Annotated in this window: 5 protein-coding genes; 3 read left to right on the top strand and 2 right to left on the bottom strand. The window is 68.8% G+C overall.

What is annotated here, in order from left to right; all coding sequences use genetic code 11:
* Positions 1-249: 249 nt before the first annotated feature.
* From ACFXKN_RS13240 to ACFXKN_RS13230, 3 genes are read left to right on the top strand one after another with little or no spacing between them, the layout of a single operon-like run.
* Positions 250-18399, top strand: a complete 18150-nt coding sequence (locus tag ACFXKN_RS13240; RefSeq protein WP_379433039.1) for a non-ribosomal peptide synthase/polyketide synthase — start codon at positions 250-252, stop codon at positions 18397-18399.
* Complete coding sequence (locus tag ACFXKN_RS13235) at positions 18399-20525, top strand: AMP-binding protein (RefSeq protein WP_379433038.1); 2127 nt, start codon at positions 18399-18401, stop codon at positions 20523-20525. Before ACFXKN_RS13240 ends, ACFXKN_RS13235 begins: the two co-directional genes overlap by 1 nt.
* The gene (locus ACFXKN_RS13230) at positions 20522-20737 is read left to right on the top strand and encodes an MbtH family protein (RefSeq protein WP_266293539.1); all 216 of its coding nucleotides are present in this window, start codon (positions 20522-20524) and stop codon (positions 20735-20737) included. Before ACFXKN_RS13235 ends, ACFXKN_RS13230 begins: the two co-directional genes overlap by 4 nt.
* A gap of 43 nt (positions 20738-20780) precedes the next feature.
* Here the strand turns inward: ACFXKN_RS13230 and ACFXKN_RS13225 are convergent, their stop codons facing one another.
* Positions 20781-22199 (bottom strand): DUF1254 domain-containing protein, encoded by a 1419-nt coding sequence (locus ACFXKN_RS13225; protein ID WP_379433037.1) that lies wholly within the window; start codon positions 22197-22199, stop codon positions 20781-20783.
* A gap of 80 nt (positions 22200-22279) precedes the next feature.
* The gene (locus tag ACFXKN_RS13220; protein WP_378940977.1) at positions 22280-23494 is read right to left on the bottom strand and encodes a TetR/AcrR family transcriptional regulator; all 1215 of its coding nucleotides are present in this window, start codon (positions 23492-23494) and stop codon (positions 22280-22282) included.
* Positions 23495-23506 lie beyond the last annotated feature (12 nt).

Below are 23506 nucleotides of genomic sequence, written 5' to 3'. Positions count from 1 at the left end.
CGCCCATGTGATGTAACTGACAAAAGCCGTTGGAGGAATGATCAACAGCTAGGCACCCGCGACGGACACCTCGTCCGTTGCCTCGGCGACCCTCGGTCGTCGATCTCGTCCACATGATCTGTCGGGGATCTTGCGCGAGTGTGGCGTCACGCCCACCGCGTTCATATCGAATCTTTCGGTTCACGAGGTGTATTCGTGCTGCCCGAAAACATTCGATCTGCTGTTCTTTCGCGATACGAGGAGGCTCTGGTGCACGGTACGGAGTTGGGTGGGTTCAGTGCGCGACCACAGGAAGCGCGGGTCGTCGGTCTGCCGTTTCCGCTGACCCCGGCCCAGCTGGGTGTCTGGTACGCGCAGCTGCTCGACCCCGATGTCCCGATCACCATCGCCCAGTACGTCGATATCGTCGGCGAGCTCGATGCCGATGTGCTGCAACAGGTTACGGCTGAGGCCGCGCACGCTTACGGTTCACCGCTGGTACGCATCGGCGAGTTCGACGGCGTCCCGCACCAGTACGTCGACCACACCATCGCGATCGAGCAGGAGCTGCCGCTGATCGATCTGCGCCACCACGACGACCCCGTGGCCGCCGCGCAGGAGTGGATGCGCGCGGAGTTCGGCGCCCCGATCGACCTGCTCACCGACCGGCTGGTGGCGGGTGCGGTATTGCGGGTCGGTGACGCGCGCTGGTTCTGGTATCTGCGCGGCCATCACATCGTGCTCGACGGGTACGGCGCGTTCGCCAACTCCCAGCGCATCGCCGAGCTCTACACCGCGCGGATGCGCGACACCCCGGCCGGCGAGCTGGTGCCGGGTGAGCTGTCCGTGCTGGTCGAGGGCGAACAGCGCTACCGTGAGAGCACCCGTTTCGTCGGCGATCGTGAGCACTGGGCCCAGCGCATCGCCGGCCTCGACAGCCCCACCGCGCTCGACGGCCGTACCGCGCCGCGTTCGGCGATCAACCTGGTGACCGGCGGGCGCCTGTCGGAAAAGCTGGTGGACCGGCTGGAAACCATTGCCGCCAGCGATGATTCGACGATCTCGGCGGTATTGCTCGCCGCCTTCGCCGCCTATCTGGGCCGCCTCACCGACCGTCCGGACGCGGTGCTGAGCCTGCCCGTCACCGCCCGCACCACCGCGGTCATGCGCCGCTCGGCGGGGATGCTGTCCAATATCGTGCCGCTGCGACTGCCCACGGGCGCGGCGGGTTCGGCCGCCACCTGGGGTGAACTGCTGCGCGCGGCGCGGGTCGAGGTGGCGGGTGCGCTGCGGCATCAGCGCTACCGTGCCGAGGACATCCGCCGCGACGCCGAAGACGACGGCCGCCCCGCCCGGCGCGCGCTGTTCGGACCGCTCGCCAACTTCATGCTCTTCCGCAGTGACCTCACGCTCGGTACCACCACCGGCCGCTACCGGGTGCTGTCCACCGGCCCGATCGAGGACTTGAGCCTCAATGTCTACTACGGCGACCGCGACCGCGTGCACGTCGACTTCGAGGCCAACCCGCACCTCTACGACGCCGACACCCTGGCCAGGCACCACGCCCGCTTCCTCGGCTTCCTCGAGCGCCTGGCCGCTGCCGACCTGGACACCGCGCTGAGCGCGATCGAGGTGGCGACCGAGCTGGAACTCCAGGTCAGCACGCGAATCTGGAATTCCACCCGGTTCGACGTCGACGCCGCGCTGGTCGAGCGTTCGGTGCCAGTGGCCACCCTGCCCGCCCTGTTCGAAGCCCAGGTCGCGCGCACTCCCGACGACGTGGCCGTGCGCATGGCGACGTCCTCGCACACCGACGCCGACCACGCGCATTCCGATGACGCGACGCTGACCTACCGCGAGCTGGCCCAGCGGGTCAATCGGCTGGCCCGGCGTCTGCGGGCGGACGGCATCGGTCCGGAATCGCTGGTGGCACTGAGTATTCGGCGTTCGCCCGAGCTGGTGGTGGCGATGTACGCGGTGCTCACCGCGGGCGCGGCCTACGTGCCGATCGATCCGGACCATCCGGCCGAGCGCATCGCGCACATCCTCGCCACCGCAGCCCCGGCCGCGGTGCTCACGACCACCCGCGACCGCGCGCCCGTCGACGGGCTGCCGGTGCTGGCCGTGGATGCGCTGGACCTGAGCGACTACGACGACGCCCCGCTGACCGACGCCGACCGCACCGCGCCGCTGCGCCCCGGTCACCCCGCCTATGTCATCTTCACCTCCGGCTCCACCGGTCTGCCCAAGGGTGTCGCGGTCGAGCACGCCGCGATCGTGAACCGGTTGGTGTGGATGCAGCAGACCTACCGGCTGCACGGCGTCGACGTGGTGCTGCAGAAGACCCCGATGACCTTCGATGTGTCGGTGTGGGAGTTCTTCTGGCCCTTGCAGATCGGTGCCACCTTGCTGCTGGCCGAGCCGGACGGCCACCGGGATTCCGGGTATCTGCGCCGGGTGATCGCGGAATACGGCGTCACCGTCGCACATTTCGTGCCATCGATGCTGGAAGTCTTTCTGGCCCAGCAGGAAATCGCCGAGCGCACCTCGCTGCGGCTGGTCTTCGCGTCCGGCGAGGCACTGCCCGCCGCGCCGGCCCAGCGGCTGCGGCTGCTGACCGGTGCCCGGCTGCACAATCTCTACGGCCCGACCGAGGCCGCCGTCGATGTCACCTTCCATGAGGTGAACGACAGCGACCGGGTCACGGTGCCGATCGGCGCGCCGGTGTTCAACACCCGGCTCCATGTTCTCGACTCACGGCTGCGGCCAGTTCCGGTCGGGGCTCCGGGTGAGCTGTATCTGTCGGGGGTACAGCTCGCCCGGGGTTATGTAGGACGTCCCGAGCTCACCGCCGGACGTTTCGTCGCAGCGCCCGCGGTTGTCGTCACCGACGCCGGGTCCGGTGTCGCTGTCGCGCACCCGCTGCCGGGTGAACGGATGTACCGCACCGGTGACCTGGTCCGCTGGACCACCAATGGCGAGCTGGAATACCTGGGGCGCACCGACTTTCAGGTGAAGCTGCGTGGTCTGCGGATCGAGCTCGGCGAGATCGAGGCCGTGTTGGAGAGCGTCGACTCCGCGGCGCGCGCCGTTGTGGTGGTCCGTGACGACGCGGGTGTCGGTGAGCAATTGGTCGCCTATGTGGTGGAAGCCGAGCCGGGCTCGGTCGCGATGGCTGATCTGCGCGAGACCGCGCTGCGCGCGCTGCCGGCCTACATGGTGCCCGCCGCGTTCGTGCTGCTCGATGCCCTCCCGGTGAACGCGTCGGGCAAGCTGGATCGCAAGGCCCTGCCCGCTCCGGTCCGCACCGTCGTCACCTACGCCGAACCCGTCGGCCCGGTGGAACAGGCGGTGGCCAGGGTGTTCGGCGAGGTACTCGGCCTCGACTGGGTCGGCCGCGACGACGACTTCTTCGCCCTCGGCGGCAACAGCCTGGTCGCCACCCAGGTCGCGGCCCGCCTCGGCGCCGACCTCGGCTGCCGCCTCGGCGTGCGCGATCTGTTCGGCGCGACCACCGTGACCCGCCTTGCCGCTGCGATCGCCGAACGCGACGACACCGGTGTCTCGGCCCAGCTCCCGGTGCTCACCGCGCGCCCGCGCCCGGCGTTGATTCCGCTTTCGCCCGCGCAGCAACGAATATGGTTCCTCAACCGCTTCGATCCCTCGGCCCCCGGCTACAACATGCCGTTCGTCATCCGTATGCGTGGCACCGCCGATCTCCCCGCCCTGGTCGCCGCCTTGCACGCGGTTGTCGACCGCCACGAAGCCCTGCGCACCGTGTTCCCCGCGGTCGAAGCCCCTGGTGGTGAGGTTGCCCAGCAGGTCATCGGCGACGCGGGACTGGTCCGCATCGGCGATCCCACCGAAGTGCCTGCCGCCGACCTCGACGCCGAGCTGACGCGATTCGCGCGCGCCGGGTTCGATCTCGAACGCGAAGCGCCTTTCCGGGCGGGCATCTTCGTCGTTACCGAGACCGCCGACACGGCTGTGGATAACTCCGCACCACGCCGATCGGACGTCGTCGCTGCGCCCATCGGCAGCGACGGTGTGGCGTTTGTCGCGGACGCGCGGGAGTGCGTCCTCGCTGTCGTGCTGCATCACATCGCGGCAGACGGTGTTTCGCTGCAGGTGCTGGTGCGTGACGTGCTCACCGCCTACCGCGCCGCCACCGACGGCGTCGACCCCGGTTGGTCGCCGCTGAGTGTGCACTACGCCGACTATGCCCTCTGGCAGCGCGAACTCCTCGGCGCCGAAGCCGATCTGCAGTCGCTGGCCGCGCGCGAAATCGCGTTCTGGGAACGGACTCTCGCGGGTCTGCCCGACCAGCTCGAGCTGCCGTCGGCCCGTCAGCGGCCGATCGAGCCGAGCATGCGCGGCGCGCGCACCGCCTTCACCATCGATGCCGACCTGCACCGTCAGCTCGCCGACCTGGCGCAGCAGGCAGGCGCCTCGCTGTTCATGGTCCTGCACACCGCACTGGCCGTGCTCCTCGCGCGCCTGTCCGGGACCACCGACATCGCCATCGGTACCGGTGTCGCGGGCCGCGGCGACCGCGCCATCGACGAGCTGATCGGCATGTTCGTCAACACCCTGGTGCTGCGCACCGAGGTCGACCCGGCCGCGAGCTTCACCGCCGCGCTCGAGCACACCCGCGAGACCGACCTGGCCGCCTTCGCGCACGCCACCGTTCCCTTCGATCGCCTGGTCGACGTCGTCAACCCGGCTCGCTCGCAGTCTCGTCACCCGCTGTTCCAGGTGGCGCTCAACTTCCAGGCCGTGCTCGACACCACTGTCGAACTGGCGGGCGCGCCGGTCACGGTGCATGAGATCGAACTCGACATCACCAAGTTCGACCTACAGCTCACTCTCGCCGAACGACGCGGTGCCGCAGGTGAACCCGACGGCATCGACGCCGTCGTTCTGTATGCCACCGACCTGTTCGGCGAACTCGAGATGCACACTCTCGGTGCGCGCTTCGTACGACTACTGTCCGCGGCGGTCACCGCCCCGAACACCGCGGTCGGCGACCTATCGCTGCTGTCGGCGCCCGAATATTCCCAGCTCACCGGTATGCGCGGAGCACCGGTAACCGCCACCGGTCTGCTTCCCGATCTGCTGGCCACGGCCGTCGCGGCCGGCCCGGATCGCGATGCCGTGACCGACGGCGACCGCACCCTCACCTACCGCGAACTCGACCGGGCGTCCTCACGCCTGGCCAGGGTCCTCATCGACAGTGGCGTCGGTCCCGACGACGTGGTCGCCGTCGCCATCCCTCGCTCCATCGAATCGGTTCTCGCGGTATGGGCTGTCGCCAAATCCGGTGCCGCTTGGCTGCCGGTCGACCCGAGCTATCCGCTCGATCGGATCACCCATATGGTGACCGATTCCGGTGCGCGACTGGGTCTTACCGTGCACGAGTCGCAGCCCGCGCTGCCCGGTCCGATCGACTGGTTGGTCCTCGACGAACTGAAGCTGATGGCCGAATGCGCCTGGCGTTCCAGTGATCCCGTCACCGACGCCGACCGTGCCCGACCGCTGTGCACCCAGCACCTCGCCTACGTCATCTACACCTCCGGCTCCACCGGCCTGCCCAAGGGCGTGCTGGTCACCCAGGCGGGCATCGCCGGTTTCGCCGCCGAGGAAACCGCCCGCATGTTCGGCACCGCCGACGCTCGCGTGCTGCAGGTCGGTTCCCCGTCCTTCGACATCTCGGTGATGGAATTCCTGCTCGCCGTGAACTCCGCCGCGACGCTGGTGATCGCGCCCCTGGGTCGCCACGTGGGAGATGAACTGGCCCAGCTCCTTTCGGAGCAGCGCGTCACCCACGCCCTGATGACGCCGTCCGGTCTGGCCGTGCTCGACCCCACCCGGCTCGACGCCCTTCGGATGGTGATGGTCGGCGGCGAAGCCTGCCCGCCCGACCTGATCGCCCGCTGGACAACCGGACCTGTCCCGCGCGCGTTCGTGAATGCCTACGGACCCTCCGAGACCACCGTCGCCACCAACATCAGCGCCCCACTCACCGCTGATTCCCCGCTGACCCTCGGCACGCCACTGCGCGGCATCACCCAGTGGGTGCTCGACGCGCGCCTGCGACCGGTCCCCACCGGCGTCGCAGGCGAGCTGTACGTCGCGGGCGCCCAGGTCGCCCGTGGCTATCGCTCCCGCGCGGCCCTCACCGCGGCGCGCTTCGTCGCCTGCCCGTGGGCACCGTCCGAGCGCATGTACCGCACCGGCGACCTGGTTCGCTGGACCACCGAAGGCACCATCGAATACCTGGGCCGCAACGATGACCAGGTCAAAATCCGGGGTTTCCGGATCGAACTCGGCGAGATCGAAACCGCCCTGCTCGCGCTGCCGTCGATCCGCCAGGCCGTCGTGCTCGTCCGCGCCGACGCGCACCGAGGCGACCAGCTCATCGCCTACCTCGTGCCCGCTGCGGGCGGAGCAGCGCCTGCGGCGGAGACAGTCGGTACCGATGTCGACGCGATCACCGCTGCCCTGCGTGGCACCCTCGCCCCGCACATGGTGCCGTCCGCGTTCGTCGTGATCGACGCGCTGCCGCTCACCCCCAACGGCAAGCTCGACCGCAGGGCGCTGCCGGAGCCGGTGTTCACCGCGCATGCCTTCCGTGCACCCGCTGTGGGTACCGAGTCCGTGGTGGCTCAGGTGTTCGGCGAGGTGCTCGGGGTCGAGCGGGTCGGTGCCGACGATGACTTCTTCGCGCTCGGTGGTAACTCCCTCGTCGCTACCCAGGTGGTGTCCCGCCTCGGCACCGCGCTCGGCCGCGCGGTGTCGCTGAAGGTGCTGTTCGAGGCGCCGACCGTCACTGCTCTCGCCGCCCTGCTCGGCTCCGCGGATGTGGTCGCGCCCAGGCTCGCGCTGGTGGCAGGTGAACGGCCGCACCGGATTCCGCTGTCCTACGCCCAGCAGCGCATGTGGTTCCTCAATCAGTTCGACGCCGAATCGGTCGCCGACAATATCGCCGCCGCGATCCGTCTGACCGGCGCCATCGACTACGTCGCGATGAATGCGGCCGTTGCCGCGGTCTTCGCCAGGCACGAGGCCCTGCGGACCCGCTACCCCGCCGTCGACGGCGTCCCGTTCCAGCAGGTGCTCGACGCAGGCCGGCTGACCATCACCCTCGAACCGCACTCGATCGCCCCGGTCGACCTCGACAACCGGATCCGCGCACTGGCCGCCATCCCGTTCTCGGTCGACCAGGAACCCCCGGTCCGCCTGCACCTGCTGCACACCGCCACCGATGAGCACGTCCTCGTGCTCGTGCTGCACCACATCGCCGCCGACGGCTGGTCCGTCGCGCCGCTGACTCGCGACGTGATGGTCGCCTACGCCGCCCACCGGGCAGGCGCCGCACCCCAGTGGACACCACTGCCGGTGCAGTACGCCGACTTCGCGTGCTGGCAGCGCGATGCGCTCGGCGACGAGGACGACGCCGATTCCGTCATGTCGCGGCAGATCGATTTCTGGACAACGGAACTGGCCGACCTCCCAGACCTGCTTTCCCTGCCGAGCGACCGCCCCCGCCCGGCCGTGGCCTCGGGTCGCGGTGCGCGCCAGACCTTCACGGTCCCCGCCGCGATCACCGAACGACTGCGCGGCATCGGCGCGCGAGCCAACGCCTCGCTGTTCATGGTGTTGCACACCGCATTCGCCGTCACACTCGCCAAACTTTCCGGCCAGCAGGACATCTCGATCGGCACTCCGGTCGCCGGTCGCGGCGATCAGGCGCTCGACGACCTGGTCGGCATGTTCGTCAACACGCTCGTGCTGCGCACCCAGCTCCGGCCCGAAGCCACCTTCGCCGAACTCCTCGGCACGGTCCGCGACGGCGACCTGCGGGCCCTCGCCAACACCGACGTCACCTTCGACCGACTCGTCGAGGTGCTCAACCCCGAGCGTTCGACCGCCAGGCACCCGCTGTTCCAGGTGATGCTCGACTTCCAGAACAACTCCCGAACCGAACTCGAACTCGCGGGCCTGACCGCCTCGGAAATCGAGATCGACACCCACACCGCCAAATTCGATCTGCAACTGACCCTGCGCGAGACCACCGACCGCCTGCACGGCCGCTTCGAGTACGCCACCGATCTCTTCGACGCGCAGACCATCACAGATTTCGGCACCCGCTTGCTGCGGATGCTGGATACGGTGACCGCCGATCCCAACGTCGTGATCGGCGACATCGACCTGCTCGACACCGCGCAGCGCACCCAGCTGCTCGACACCTGGAACGCCACCGCGTACCCGGTCGACGAGCGGATGACACTGGCCTCGCTGTTCACCGCGCAGGCCCAGCGCACCCCGGATGCGATCGCGGTGACCTTCGAGGGCGAATCGCTCGGCTACGCCGAGTTCGCCGCTGAGGTGAATCGGCTTGCTCGTCTGTTGATCTCGATCGGCGTCCGCCCCGATCGCACCGTGGCTCTCGGCATGCGCCGCTCGACCGACCTGGTCGTCGCGATGTACGCGGTCCTCGCCGCGGGTGGCGCCTATGTGCCGCTCGACCCCGACCATCCGGCCGAGCGCATCGCCCAGGTGATCGCCGCCGCCGACCCGATCTGTGTCCTGACCCGCGCGATCGACGACATCGATCTCTCCGCGGTGAACTCCGAAGCCGCGCCCGCCGTTCGGCCCGCGATTCTCGATCTCGAGCAACTCGACACCACGGACTACCCGTCCGAACCGATCACCGACGCCGACCGCCTCGCCACCCTGACCCCAGCGAACGCCGCCTACCTGATCTTCACCTCCGGCTCCACCGGTCAGCCCAAGGGCGTCGTCGTTTCCCACGCCGCCATCGTCAACCGCCTGGTGTGGATGCAGGACGCCTACCGCCTCACCCCCGACGACGCCGTATTGCAGAAGACCCCCGCTACTTTCGACGTGTCGGTGTGGGAGTTCCTCTGGCCCTTGCAGATCGGGGCCCGCCTCGTCCTGGCCCGCTCCGACGGTCACCGCGACCCGGCCTACCTGGCCCAGTTGATCGACATCGAACAGATCACCGTCGCCCACTTCGTCCCGTCGATGCTCGCGGTCTTCGTCGCCGCGCTCGACCGAGCCGATGCCCGCGGCGACGCGGCGAGCGATGCGATCGTGCGGGCCGTGACCACCGAAACGTCCGCCGGGACCTGCGCATCGCTGCGCCTGGTATTCGCCTCGGGCGAGGCACTGCCGCCCGCGCCTGCCCAACTACTGCGTCAGCGCACCGGTGCGGCTGTGCACAACTTGTACGGCCCCACCGAGGCCGCCGTCGACGTCACCTTCCATGAGGTGATCGACGCCGACACGGTCACTGTCCCGATCGGCGCACCTGTGCACAACACCCAGGTGTTCGTCCTCGACGGTCGACTACACCCGGTCCCCGTCGGTGTTCCCGGCGAGCTGTATCTGGCAGGCACGCAACTCGCACGAGGCTATGCGGGTCGCGTCGATCTGACATCGGACCGTTTCGTCGCCAACCCCTTCACCCCTGGCGAACGCATGTACCGCACCGGCGACCTCGTCACATGGACGAAGGACGGTGAACTGGAGTACCTGGGCCGCACCGACTTCCAGGTGAAGCTGCGTGGTCTGCGGATCGAGCTCGGCGAGATCGAAGCCGTACTGTCCGGACTTCCCGAGGTCACCCAGGCAGCGGTTGTCGTCCGCGACGAGACCCTGGTCGGGTATCTCGTCGCGGCACAACACGTCGACGTGGACGCGGTGAAGTCCACGCTGATCCGCACCCTGCCCGCCTACATGGTTCCCGCGGCATTCGTCGTCCTCGACGAATTTCCGCTCAACACCTCCGGCAAGCTCGACCGGAAGTCGCTGCCCGCACCGAGTTTCGAGACCACGGTCTTCCGGGCGCCGTCCACCGAGGTCGCGCGCATCGTCGCAGCCACCTTCGCCACGGTGCTCGGCTTCCCCGCCGATCGCGAAGTCGGCCTCGACGACGACTTCTTCGCCCTCGGCGGCAACTCCCTCAATGCCACCCAGGTCGCGGCCCGCCTCGGCGCCGCGCTCGACACCCAGATCCCGGTCCGGCTGCTGTTCGACGCACCGACCGTGGCCGACCTGGCCCACCGGTGCACCGCCCTGCGCGGGACCGGCGGCCGCCTCGAACTCACCGCTCGCGAACGACCCCAGCGGATTCCGCTGTCGGCGGCGCAGCGCCGGATGTGGTTCCTCAACCGCTACCTCGCCGACGTCGACGGCATCGGCGACGCTGTCGACAACATCCCCGTCGCGCTCCGGCTCACCGGCGACCTCGATATCGCTGCCATCGAAGCCGCCCTCGCCGACCTGGTCGCCCGGCACGAATCCCTGCGAACCAGCTACCCCGACGGGCCTGCGGGCGCCGAACAGCTGATCTCGGACACCACCGAACTCGCCCTGCGGCCCGAGGCGATCACCGAGGCGGAACTACCCGAACGCCTGCTGGCCTGTGCCGCCGTTCGATTCGACCTCACCACCGAAATCCCGCTGCGCGCGGCCTTGTTCGCGGTGAACGGTGACCACGTGCTCGTCCTGGTGGTCCACCACATCGCCGCGGACGGCTTCTCGCTCGGCCCACTGGCCGCCGACCTGATGGCCGCCTACGCCGCCCGCCGCGATGGCGTCACCCCCACCTGGGCACCGCTGCCGATCCAGTACGCCGACTACGCGCTCTGGCAGCACGAGAACCTGGGTGACCCCACAGATCCCGGCTCACTCGCGCACACGCAATTGGCCTTCTGGCGTCGCGGCCTCGCCGGTGTTCCCGAACAGCTCGAGCTGCCGACCGACCGTCCCCGCCCCGTCGAATCCACCTACCGTGGCGCCGTGCACCGCTTCCAGATCGACTCCGATCTGCACAGCGAACTGCGCGAACTGGCCCGCAAGCACGAGGCCACCCTGTTCAGCACCGTGCACGCGGCACTCGCCGTTCTGCTGGCCCGCCTGTCCGGCGGCAGCGACATCGCCATCGGCACTCCGGTCGCGGGCCGTGGCGAGGCCGCCCTCGACGGCCTGATCGGCATGTTCGTCAACACCCTGGTCCTGCGCACCCAGATCGACCCGCGCGCCGAATTCGAAACCGCCCTCGACGCCGTCCGGGCCGGCGACCTCGACGCCCTCTCGCACGCCGACATCCCGTTCGAGCAGGTCGTGGATGCCGTCGATCCGGCGCGAGCCCGCAACCGCCACCCGCTGTTCCAGGTGGCGCTGGCCCTGCAGAACTTCACCGTCCCCGCGCTGGAGGCCGCGGGACTGCGCGTCGAGCCGGTCGATTTCGATGCCGCCGTGGCGAAGTTCGACCTGCAGTTCACTATCGGAGAATCCGACGACATCGACGGCCGCGCGAACGGCATGGCGATCGAAATCGCCTACGCCACCGACTTGTTCGATGCAGGCAGCGTCGCCGTGCTGGCCCGCCGCTTCACCCAGGTGCTGGCCGCCGTCGTCGCCGACCCGACTGTCGTTGTCGGTGACATCCAACTGCTCAGCGCCGAAGAACAACATCGCACCCTGCACGAGTGGTCGGCCACCGGCGCTTCGGTGGCCGCCACCGACACCATGGTGGACCGGTTCACCCGTGTCGCCGCCCTCGATCCGAACGCCATCGCCGTCAAGACGGGCGAGCTCGCCCTGACCTACGGTGAGCTCGACGCCTGGTCCAACCGGCTGGCCCGGCGTCTCGTCGCCGCGGGCGTCGGCCCGGAATCGCTGGTAGCGGTGGCACTTCCGCGCTCGGTGGAGCTGCCCGTCGCCCTGCTCGCCGTACTGAAGGCCGGCGGCGGCTACCTGCCGATCGACCCCAACTACCCCGCCGATCGCATCGAATACGTCCTCGACGACGCTCGCCCGCACTGCGCCATCACCAACGACGCCACCGGCCTGGCACGCGACTGGTTCGGTGGCCCGGTCATCGACCTCACCGCGGCCGACCTGTCCGACTTCGCCGCCGAACCCCTGACCGACGCGGACCGGCGTATGCCACTTGCCGCCGCCAACGCCGCCTACGTCATCTACACCTCCGGCTCGACCGGCCGCCCCAAGGGCGTCGTTGTGCCGCACTCGAATGTTGTCGCACTGCTGGATAACACCGCGCAGCGCTTCGAGTTCGGCCCCTCGGATGTGTGGACGATGTTCCACTCCTACGCCTTCGACTTCTCGGTGTGGGAGCTGTGGGGCGCCTTGCTCCACGGCGGCTCGGTCGTGCTGGTCGACTACTTCACCTCCCGCTCGCCCGAGCAGTTCCGCGAGCTGCTCCGCACCGAACGTGTCACGGTCCTCAATCAGACGCCGTCAGCGTTCTACCAGCTCATCGCCGCGGACCTGGCCACGCCGACACCCACCGAATACGCCTTGCGCACAGTGATCTTCGGCGGCGAGGCACTCGATCCCCAACGCCTGGCCGGCTGGTTCGCCCGCCACCCGGACTCGCCCCGCATGGTGAACATGTACGGCATCACCGAAACAACCGTCCACGCCTCCTACCGCGAGATCACCTCGAACACCGGCTCCGCCAGCGTGATCGGCGGCGCCATCGCGGGACTGGCAATGCGCGTGCTGGATTCGCGTTTGCGTCCTGTCCCGCTCGGCGTTCCCGGCGAGATCTATGTCTCTGGCCCACAACTGGCCCGTGGTTACCTCGGCCGCCCTGATCTGACCGCGAGCCGCTTCGTCGCCGACCCCTACGGTCCTCCTGGATCCGTCGCCTACCGTTCCGGTGACCTGGCCCGCTGGACGATCGTGCCCGACGACGCCATCGAAGTGCTCGCGTCGTCACGCCCCACGCGGATCGACCTCGAATACCTCGGCCGCGCGGACCAGCAGGTGAACCTGCGTGGCTTCCGCGTCGAACTCGGCGAGATCGAGGCGGCGCTGCTGGACAGTTCGGTAGCCCCGCGCGAAGTCGCGGTGCTGGTCCGTACCGACCTCGTCGACGAGCCACGAATCGTGGCCTACCTGGTCGCGGCGTCCGACCACCTCGACATCGCCGCGCTGCGCAAGGAGCTGGCCCGGACCCTGCCCGAGCACATGCTTCCGGCAGCCGTCGTGCCGGTCGACCGCATCCCGCTCACGGTCAACGGCAAGCTCGACCGTGCCGCACTCCCCGCGCCCGTCTTCGAGGCCACCGCCTACCGCAAGCCCGCCACGATCACCGAGCAGATCATCGCCGACGTCTACGCCGAGGTCCTCGGCCGTGCCGACGACCAGCCGGTCGGCGCCGACGACGACTTCTTCGCCCTCGGTGGCAGTTCGCTGCTGGCGGCCAAGGTCGTGGCCCGTGTCGGTGCGGGCCTGGACCGACGCGTGGGTGTGCGGACCCTGTTCGAGGCGCCGAGCGTCGCCGAGCTGGCTGCCGCGATCGACGCCCAGTCGAAGGTCGACCGACCCGCTCTGGTCGGCCGGGCTCGCCCCGATCTGCTCCCGCTCTCCCCGGCCCAGCAGCGGATGTGGTTCCTCAACCGCTTCGACCGCGCGTCGGTGGCCTACAACATCCCGTTCGCGCTGCGCCTGAGTGGTGCGCTCGACATCATCGCGCTGCAGACGGCGATGGCCGATGTGATCGTGCGCCACGAATCGCTGCGCACGGTGTACCCGGAGGTCGACGGCACACCCGTGCAGGTGATCATCGGCGCTGCCGAGGCGCTGTCGACGATCGCTCCGGTATCGAATGCCGAAGCAGCACTGCCTGAGACGATTCCGACGAGCGTTGCGGCGACTGCCGAAGCCGCGGTGTCGGAGGTAGGGTCGGCGCTCGTTCCGGTAGCGACCAGCGAAGCAGCACTTCCCGCGGCGATTCGCGCGCTGGCCGAGACCACCTTCGATGTCACCACTGAGATCCCGGTGCGCATGCGCCTGTTCCGGCTTGGCGATACCGAATTCGTGCTCGCCGCTGTCCTGCACCACATCGCGGCCGACGGTTCCTCCATCGCACCCTTCGTCGCCGACCTGATGCGGGCATACACCGCCCGGCTCGCCGATACCGCCCCCGGCTGGGCACCGCCGGCCGTGCAGTTCGCCGACTACGCGCTGTGGCAGCGCGACCTGCTCGGCGATGAAGCCGCCCCGGAATCCCTTGCCGCCCAGCAGGTCGGCTACTGGCACACCCAGCTCGCCGGACTGCCCGATCAGCTGGCCCTGCCGACCGACCGGCCGCGACCGGCCCGGCAAAGCCTGCGCGGCGACAAGGTGAGCTTCACCGTCGACGCCGATCTGCACGCCGCGCTGATCGCACTCGGCCGTGGCAACGGCGCCACGCTGTTCATGGTGGTCCACGCGGCCTTCGCGGCCCTGCTGGCCCGGGTCTCCGGCACCGCCGATATCGCTGTCGGCACCCCGAACGCGGGCCGCGGCGAAGCCGAACTCGACGAGGTCATCGGCATGTTCGTCAACACCATCGTGCTGCGTACCCCGGTCACGGGTGACGCCCCGTTCACCGACCTGCTCGCCGCGGCCCGCACCGCCGACATCGCCGCGTTCTCGCATGCCGATGTGCCGTTCGAGCGGTTGGTCGAGGTGCTCAACCCGGCCCGTTCCACCGCGCGGCACCCACTGTTCCAGGTCGGCTATTCGTTCCAGAACCACGAGCGCGGCCACCTGGAACTCCCCGGCCTCACCGTCTCCAGCATCGAATTCGACTCCGGCGTAGCGCAGTTCGACCTGCACCTGTTCGCCCTCGACAACTACACCGCCGAGGGCGCCCCAGCGGGCATCGAGATGGCTCTCGGCTACGCCACCGATCTGTTCGACGCCGGAACTGCCGAACGATTCGCCGATCAGCTGCGCCGCATTCTCGAATCCGTCACCACCACACCGGATGTCGTCGTCGGCGACCTCGACCTGCTCGGCGACGACCGCACCCTGCTCCTCGAGACGTGGAACAACACCGCTCATCCGGTCGAGCAGGCCACCCTCGCTGATTTGGTCGCCCGCCAGGCGAACCGCACCCCGGACGCGCTCGCGCTGGTAGACGACGAGACCGGCGAATCCCTGGACTACGCCACCTTCGATGCCCAGGTCACCCGTGTCGCTCGGCTCCTGATCGCCGAGGGTGTCGGCCCGGAGCGCACGGTCGTGCTGGCCATGCGGCGCGGCATCGACCTCGTGATCGCCATGCACGCCGTCGTCCGGGCGGGTGGCGCGTACGTGCCGATCGACCCCGACCACCCCGTCGACCGCATCGCCTACATCGTCACCACCGCGGCACCGCTGTGCGTACTCACCACCGCCGCCGACGGCTTGCCGGTCTCCGTGGACGTACCTGTCTTCGAACTGGATCACCGGGCTCTGCGAGATCTCTCGACGGACCCGGTGACCGATGCCGAGCGCATCGCCCCACTGCGCCCCGAGCACCCCGCCTACATCATCTTCACGTCCGGTTCCACCGGTCGTCCCAAGGGTGTCACTGTCCCGCACGCCGCGATCGTCAACCAGATCGCCTGGCTGCACGACCGCTTCACCATGACCACCGCCGACCGCGTTCTCCTGAAAACCCCCGCCACCTTCGACCTCTCGGTCTGGGAGTTCTGGTCCCCGCTCACCTCCGGTGGCGCTCTGATCGTCACTCGTCCCGGCGACGAACGCGATCCAGATCGTCTGCGCGCCACCATGACCCGACACGGCGTCACTGTCCTGCACGCGGTGCCGTCACTCGTCGGCATGCTGCTGGCGACCGAAACCGCACCGGCACTGCCTGATTCGCTACGCGCCGTTCTCGCCATCGGCGAAGCACTGCCCGCTGCCACGGCCGCCCAGTTCCGTGCGGGCGGTACGGAAGCTGTCTTGCACAACCTGTACGGCCCGACCGAGGCCGCGGTCTCGATCACCGAATACGAAGTGGCCCAAGACCCGACGCATGTGGTCCCGATCGGCACGCCTGCCTGGAACAGCGCTCTGTACGTCCTCGACGCTCGACTTCGCCCGGTCCCGATCGGCGTAGCAGGCGAGCTCTACCTGTCCGGTGACCAGCTGGCCCGCGGCTACCGGGGTCGCCGGTCGTTGACCGCCGACCACTTCGTCGCCAACCCCTTCACGACCCTTTCCGCCGGGGCAGGACACCGCGGCGTCGGATCGCGGATGTACCGCACCGGTGACATCGTGCGATGGCGAGCCGACGGCACCCTCGAGTACCTCGAACGCGCCGACTTCCAAGTCAAGATCGGTGGCTTCCGCATCGAACTCGGCGAGGTCGAAACAGCCCTGCTGCGCTGTGCCGAGGTGCGCGCCGCGGTCGCCGTGGCCAAGACCGACGAGCGTGCGGGCGCCCGCCTGATCGCCTATGCGGCGGTCGCCGACCTGACTCCGGGCGACGAACAAGCCATCGCGGCCCGACTGCGTGGCGAGCTCGCCGCGGACCTGCCCGCTTACATGGTGCCCGCCGCCCTGGTGGTGCTCGATGCGTTGCCCCTCAACGCCAATGGCAAGGTCGATCGCGCCAACCTGCCGGCACCTGAGTTCGCCGAGGTAGCCTTCCGTGCTCCGGTCAGCGCGGTCGAAATGCTTGTCGCCCAGACCTTTATCGACGTGATCGGCGCCCCGGCCGTCGGCCTGGACGACGACTTCTTCGCCCTCGGCGGCAACTCGCTCATGGCAACTCGTCTGGCCGCCCGCCTCGGCGCCGCACTCGGCGCCCAAGTCCCGGTAGCGGCGGTATTCGACGCCCCAACGGTCGCCGCACTGGCCGAACACCTCGCCGCCGCAGACCCCGCAACCGCCCGCCCTCCACTGACCACACGCACCAGCGAAGGCCCCGCGGTCCTCTCGCCCGCGCAGCAACGCATGTGGGTCCTGCACCAGCTGTCGCCCCAGTCCTCGGCCTATCACATCCCGGCCGCGATCCGCCTCACCGGCGACCTCGACCTACCCGCCCTGCAAGCGGCGATCGCCGACCTCCTGGCTCGGCACGACACCCTCCGCACCCGCTACCCGGATACCGCTTCGGGCCCGGTGCAGCAGGTGATGCCCGCCTGGTCCGCCGCCGTCGATCTCACCCCGATCCCGGTCGCGGCCGCGGATGTCGACACCCGGATCGCGGCCCTCGTCGCGCAGCCGTTCGACATCACCGCCGCACCCCCGGTCCGGGTCGCGCTCTACCGGCTGGGAGCCGACGATCACGTCCTCGTCGTCGTGGTGCATCACATCAGCGCCGACGGCTACTCGATCGACCCGCTCACCCGAGACCTGGTGCGCGCCTATGTGGATCGCAGCGAAGGGCGTGAGCCCGGCTGGAACCCGCTGGAAATCCAGTACGGTGACTTCAGTACCTGGCAACGCGACCTGCTCGGCTCCGACGCCGACCCGGACAGCGTGCTCACCCAGCAGCTCACCTACTGGACCCGCGAACTCGCCGGCGCGCCCGAACTGCTCACCCTGCCGACCGACCGTCCACGCTCATCCCGGCGTGAAATGCAGGGTGCGACCGTCGAATTCGAGATCGATGCCACGCTCACTTACCGCCTCGATCAGGTAGCTCGGACCAACGGAACGACCCTGTTCACGCTGGTCCACAGCGCCCTGGCGGTGCTGCTGGCCAAGCAATCCGGCAGTGCGGACATCATCATCGGCGCCCCGGTATCCGGTCGTGGCGCCCGCGAGCTCGACGACCTCGTCGGCATGTTCGTCAACACCGTGGCCCTGCGCACCGAGATCGACTCACGCGCACCGTTCACCGACCTTCTGGCCCAGGCCAAGCGCCGTGACCTGGCCGCCCTCTCGCACGCCGACGTCCCGTTCGAGCAGGTAGTCGATGCCATGGGCCGCACCCGCACCGGTGCCTACACCCCGCTGTTCCAGGTGATGTTGACCTTCCAGAACATGCCGCCGGGCGGTGTCGACCTACCGGGCCTACACGTTCGAACCCTTGACCCCGGCCTGACGGAAGCCAAGTTCGACCTGCACCTCACTGCCCTGCAGCGTTATGCGGACAACGGCACCCTGGACGGACTCGACGTCCACTTCGGTTACGCCACCGACCTTTTCGACGCGTCGACGGTCGAAGCGCTGGCCGAACGATTCCGCAAGGTCCTCACCGCCGTCGCCGCCGATCCCACTGTCGCGGTGCGCGCCATCGACATGCGCACCGACACCGAGAAGACCCCACTACCGAGCACCCACACCATCGCCGATCTGCCGGGCCTCGTCGGCTCGGCAGCTCGGCTCGCGCCGGCGACCGTGGCATTCGTCCACGGCGAGCACGCCATCTCCTACGGAGCACTCGACGCCAAACTCGCCGCGGTGAGCAGGGCGATGGGAGCGAAGATGAAACCTGAAGCGCTGGTGAACGTCGCGCTGGCCGGGCTGGTGCCCGGCGTGCTCGCCGCACTCGGCGCCGCAGGTCTGTCTTCCACTCTGCAAACACTGGTGACCGATGCTGCCGCGGTAATCGCCGGGGCAGGGTCGGTTGACGACTCGGAAGGACAACTCTGATGTCGCACACGGATTCGGTCACGACCGCCGCCACCCTCGCCGCGCTCCTGCGTGACCTGGACGGCGACCGACCACGTGACCCGGCGACCCTGCTCGCCGCCTTCTCCACCTATGCCGACCGCGAGCCCGATACCCTCGCGGTGCGCGACGGCGAAATAGCGCTCACCTACGGCGAATTGGCCGTGCGAGTCGATGCGCTGGCCGCGGCTCTCGTCGAGCACGGCATCGAACCCGAGACCACCGTCGCGGTCTCGCTGCCACGCTCGGCCGAACTCGTCGTCGCCGTGCACGCGGTGCTCGCCGCGGGTGGTGCCTTCGTCCTGCTCGACCCGGCTACCTCCGGCGACCTGCAGCGACGCGCCGTCGCACTGGCCGCGCCCGCCTTGATCCTCACCAGCGCCGGAACACCGCACCCCACCGGGTTCCCGGTTCTGTACACCGATGCCACCGTCGATATCACCCCCGATGAGCTACCGGGGCCGAGTGCGGACAACCCGGCCTACCTGGTGGTCGATGTTGTCGCGTCGACCGCCGTTGTCGTCGGACATCGTGCGGCACAGGCGAATTCGAATTGGCGCCAACGGCTCTGCGGTATCGGTGCGGGCGACTCCGTGCTCTGGCACGCACCGCTGACCGGACAGGCCGCAGTGGGGGAGATGCTGCTCGCGCTGCAGACCGGCGCCACGCTGGTGGTCTCGCCTTCGGAAGTGCTCGCCGACGCGATTGTCCGAACCGGCGTCACCACAGCATGTTTCGATCATTTCGAGCTTGCCGAACTGGCGGCGCTGCCCGATGCCGAGGAACGCCTCGACTCGCTGCGTGTGGTGCTCGGCTCTGGCGGGTCACTGCTCGCGAAAACCGCCGCCGCCCTGCGCGAGGTGAGCGGAGCGACCCTGTGGCACGTCTACGGCAGGCCCGAAACCGCGGGCGAGTTCGTCGCGCACGAGGTGACCGGCGCCGACCTCGAGGTGGTCCCGTTCGGATCGGCGGCCGACGATGTCGAACTGCTTGTCCTCGACGAGCACCTGTGCCCTGTCGCTGACGGCGAGATCGGCGAACTCTATGTCTCCGGTGTGCAGTTGGCGCGCGGTTACGTCGGCAGGCAGGCCACCGCCGCGACGTTCCTCGCCAACCCCATCGGCCCGGTGGACGACCGGATGTTCGCCACCGGCGACCTGGTGCGCCGCAGGCCGCCGGGCGACGCCTGGACCGCCGAAATCGAATTCGTCGGCCGCATCGACGACGGGCCCTATTCCCGTTCGGTCGGCCTCCCCGGTGAGCTCCTGCTCGACGAGTTCGAAGCGCAAGCCACCACAACCCCTTTCGACCCGGCCGTCGTCCACGCGCCCAGCGACGGCCCGACCTCGATCATCACCTACGGTGACCTCGACCGGCGCACCAACCAACTGGCCAGGTACCTGATCGCACTCGGAATCGGACCGGAATCGGTGGTGCTCGTGGATGTGCCACGTTCCATCGAGTTCGTGGTCGCCGCCTACGCGGTCCTCAAAGCCGGTGGCGCGGTGGTGCCGATAGACACCGCGAACCCGCTGCTCCCACCGGTTGTCAATCCGGCACTGACCCTGACCATCGCCGCCCGCGAACATCTCGGGACATACGACATCCCGACGGTCACGATCGATCGGGTCGCCCTGTCGGGCTACTCCAGCGAACCGATCGCCCGCAGCGAACATCGCGCCCCGATCCTGCCGCAGCACCCCGCCTTCGTGCTGTTTCCCCCCGGTAAAACGCACAGCGTCACCATCAGCCACGCCGCCGTCGTCCACCGGGTAACCGCCATGCAGTCGCGCCACAACCTCACCACCCGCGACACCTACCTGTACCAAGCCCACACCGGCGACGCCACCGCCTGGCACGGCTACCTGCTACCCCTGCGCGTCGGCGCGACCGTGGTTCTCGCCGAACCACCCGACCCGGCCCGGCTAGCCGCCCTCATCACCGCCTACGGCATTACCACCACCGACTTCACCCCCCACTTCACGCCAGCCCGCCGCACCCACGGCGACCGCCTGTTCCGCACCAGCGAGCTGGCCCTCCACGAAATCGAAGGCACCCCAGCAGCATTCACCCACCTCGGCACTCTCATCAGAAAGGCCACCCCATGACCAACCCGTTCGACGACGACAACGCCCAGTTCTACGTCCTGGTCAACACCGAAGGCGAACACTCCCTCTGGCCCACCTTCGCCGCCGTCCCCGGCGGCTGGACAGTAGCCTTCGGCGCCGCCCCCCGAACCTCCTGCCTGCACTACGTCGAATCCCACTGGCTCGACATGCGCCCCAACTCCCTCATCGCGGCCATGTCCAACAAACCCTGACTCCCATACCCGGTGATTACCAGGTCGAACAGCCTGACACCGCTCAGTCGAGTCTGGTCATCGGTGGCGGCTCCCATTTCCCGTCGAGGGCGTCCCCGCGTGGCGCGTAGAGGCGCATTGTGAGGGAGAAATCGCCGGTCGAAGGGATCGGGAGCCAGTTGCCTGCGGGGGTCGATGGGCGTGGGTCTTGCTGTTGGATGGCTAGTTCCACGGAGCCGTCTGGGGCGGGGACCACTGCGGGGAAGTGGCCTACCGAGTAGATCTCGTCGGGGTTGGGGACCAGGAAGCCTTGGGTGTCGTAGGCGGTGAGCGAGGCGAAGGCTTTGACGGGGGGCCATTGGCCTGGTTCGAAGCGGATTCGGTAGCGGAGGGGGTTGCCTCCGTCGTCGGTGGTGGGGGCGTCGCGGTTCGCGTAGATGACGTCGCGAATGGGGGCGAGGGAGGGGGAGCGCTTGGTGGTGGCCGCGCGGCGGAGGTAGTCGGTGCCGAAGGTGCCCAGGTCGATGGGGATCTCCCAGCCGTTGGGGTGGCGGGCGGTCGGGTCGGTCCAGTCGGCGATGCGGCGCTGGGCCTGGCGGACCGCTTCGTCGAGAACGTCGGTGGGTTGGTCGTCGACCACCCCACCGGGCTGTATGCCGATCGCGGCCAGTTGGTCCATCAGCGGCGCGTCGGCGGCGGCGGGCGGACCGCTGAGCATCAGTCGGCACAGGCGATTCAAGTAGGTGCGGCCGTCCATGGCGGCGATCCGTTTCACCGGCGGTTCCGGTCCACGGTCGATCGCGTGGACCCGGCTGATCGTGCTGTCGTACTCACCGCGGTTCCAGGCGCTCAAGGGGATGAGCTTCAGTTCGTGCTGCCAACGGTTGACATTCGGTGCGTCCGCGGCGCCGTTGATCTGGATTCGCGCGACGATCGAGCTCAGGGCGGACGGCATGTGGAGGCGGGTCATCTGCGCGGGCAGCTGACCCGTCCACTTGGGTCCGGTGATGACGTAGGTGTACGGCGGACCACCGGCGTCCACGGTAGTTCGTGGATCTTTGCTGGTGAGGTCGTGCACGGTATCGGCCCACGCGTCGACCAGCTGGAACAGCCAGAACCGGTCGGGTTCCATCCCCGGAATCTGCAGCACCAGCGGGTCGTCGTCGAGGTCGAGCCAGGCTTGCGAATACACCATGTCGTGGCTGAGCCGCGCCACTCCACGGTCAGTCGGATCGGGCAGGACGCTGTGGTCGAGGGTGTTGGTCGGCGCGCTGGCCGCGCGCATTATGTCCAGCATGATCATCGGATAGCCGAAGATGTAGGCGTCAGTCGCCAAGGCCAGCACGTCCGGGGGCCCGGTGGTGGTGTGTATCGGCCCGAACGTCGGTTCGTCACCGCACCCGGGCAACACCGCCCCCACCGCGACCGCGGCCCCGAGACCGAGCAATGAACGCCTGGTCAGCGCACTCGCGCGAGGATCCATGCACGCTCCGTTCGATGGCCTGACCGCCGAGCGTAGGCCGCGCCGAGAGCGGCCCGCCTCATCCACAACGGGTGAAGTGATCAGCCGAGCAGCACCCGGCGCATCAGGAATCCCACCCTGGCCCGGCTCGCGATCGGGTTGTCGCCGAACCGCTGGCCGAGGTCGATGACCATCGCGAACGCCGCGTGCACCAGGAACCGGGCCTCGGCCGCGGAGAGCTCCGGCCGCATATCGCGCACCAGCCGCGCCCATTCCTGCACGCTCAACCGCTGGATATTGCGCAGCACGGCGCGTTCCTCGGCGGCCACATGCCCGAACTCGGCGTAGTAGACGACGGCCAGCGCCCGCTCGTCGAACGTGTCGGCGACGAACTGCTCGACCAGCACCCCCAGCGCCGCGGCACTGTCGGGCGTGCTCGCGACCGCGGGTCCGATCGCCCCGGACACCCGATCCGCCGCCCGCCGGAACGCGGCGGCGAGGATATCGCTCTTGCCGCGATAGAACCGGTACACCGCCGACGCCGCCGACAACCCCGCAGCCGAGGCGATGTCCTCCACGCTCACATTCGGATAGCCGCGTTTGTGGAACAGCTCCACCGCTTTGCGCAGCAGTAGTTCATGTTTGAACGATTCTGGGATCTCGGCACGGGCGCCCTGCTCCGAAACAGTCGCGGCAGGAGGCAATTCGGTGTCGGTCAGCGCCATACACGACGAACCGAGCAACTTGTTCAGCGTGCGAACGGGCAGTGCGGCGTGGTGATCGGCGATGCTGGTGACCACCCCGAGAATCGCTGTGGAGACCATTCGCAGCTCAGCCGTGGTCAATTCGGGGCGCAAGATGGCCAACTGCTCGTCGAGTGCGACCAGCACCGAACTCTGCTGCTCGTCGAGCACCACCCGATCCGCCGGTTCGAGGTAGCGGCCCTCCCAGCGCACCAGCCGCACCGTCGCGCGATTCTCCACGGTCGCGCCGATCAGCCCGGTCAGCATGTGCCGCAACCGTTGTGCCGCGGGCAGCGCGTCTTCGGCCGACACCACGATCGACGCGGTGAACGACTGCCCGACTCGAAGTAACTCCTCCCGGAATAACGCGTACTTGCTGGGGTAGTGCCGATACAGCGCGGCCGAGCTGATTCCCAGCCCGGACGCGATGTCCTCCATGCTCACGCCGTGATACCCGGCCGCCCCGAACGCCACCGCCGACGACGCCGCGATCTGCGCCCGACGATTCTTCGGCCTACGCCGGATTTCAGTCCCAGCTACCCCACGCGCCCCACGAGTCTCGCCGACATTCATGCCGGAAGTGTA

The sequence above is a fragment of the Nocardia sp. NPDC059195 genome (assembly GCF_042754695.1).
In the GTDB taxonomy this organism is placed as follows: domain Bacteria; phylum Actinomycetota; class Actinomycetes; order Mycobacteriales; family Mycobacteriaceae; genus Nocardia.
This window is presented reverse-complemented; position numbering and strand designations above follow the sequence as displayed.

What these genes read in the sequence shown, in the direction of transcription:
- ACFXKN_RS13230 (WP_266293539.1), top strand. Translation starts at nt 20,522, where the DNA reads ATGACCAACCCGTTCGACGACGACAACGCCCAGTTCTACGTCCTGGTC.
- ACFXKN_RS13220 (WP_378940977.1), bottom strand. Translation starts at nt 23,494, where the DNA reads ATGAATGTCGGCGAGACTCGTGGGGCGCGTGGGGTAGCTGGGACTGAA.
- ACFXKN_RS13235 (WP_379433038.1), top strand. Translation starts at nt 18,399, where the DNA reads ATGTCGCACACGGATTCGGTCACGACCGCCGCCACCCTCGCCGCGCTC.
- ACFXKN_RS13225 (WP_379433037.1), bottom strand. Translation starts at nt 22,199, where the DNA reads ATGGATCCTCGCGCGAGTGCGCTGACCAGGCGTTCATTGCTCGGTCTC.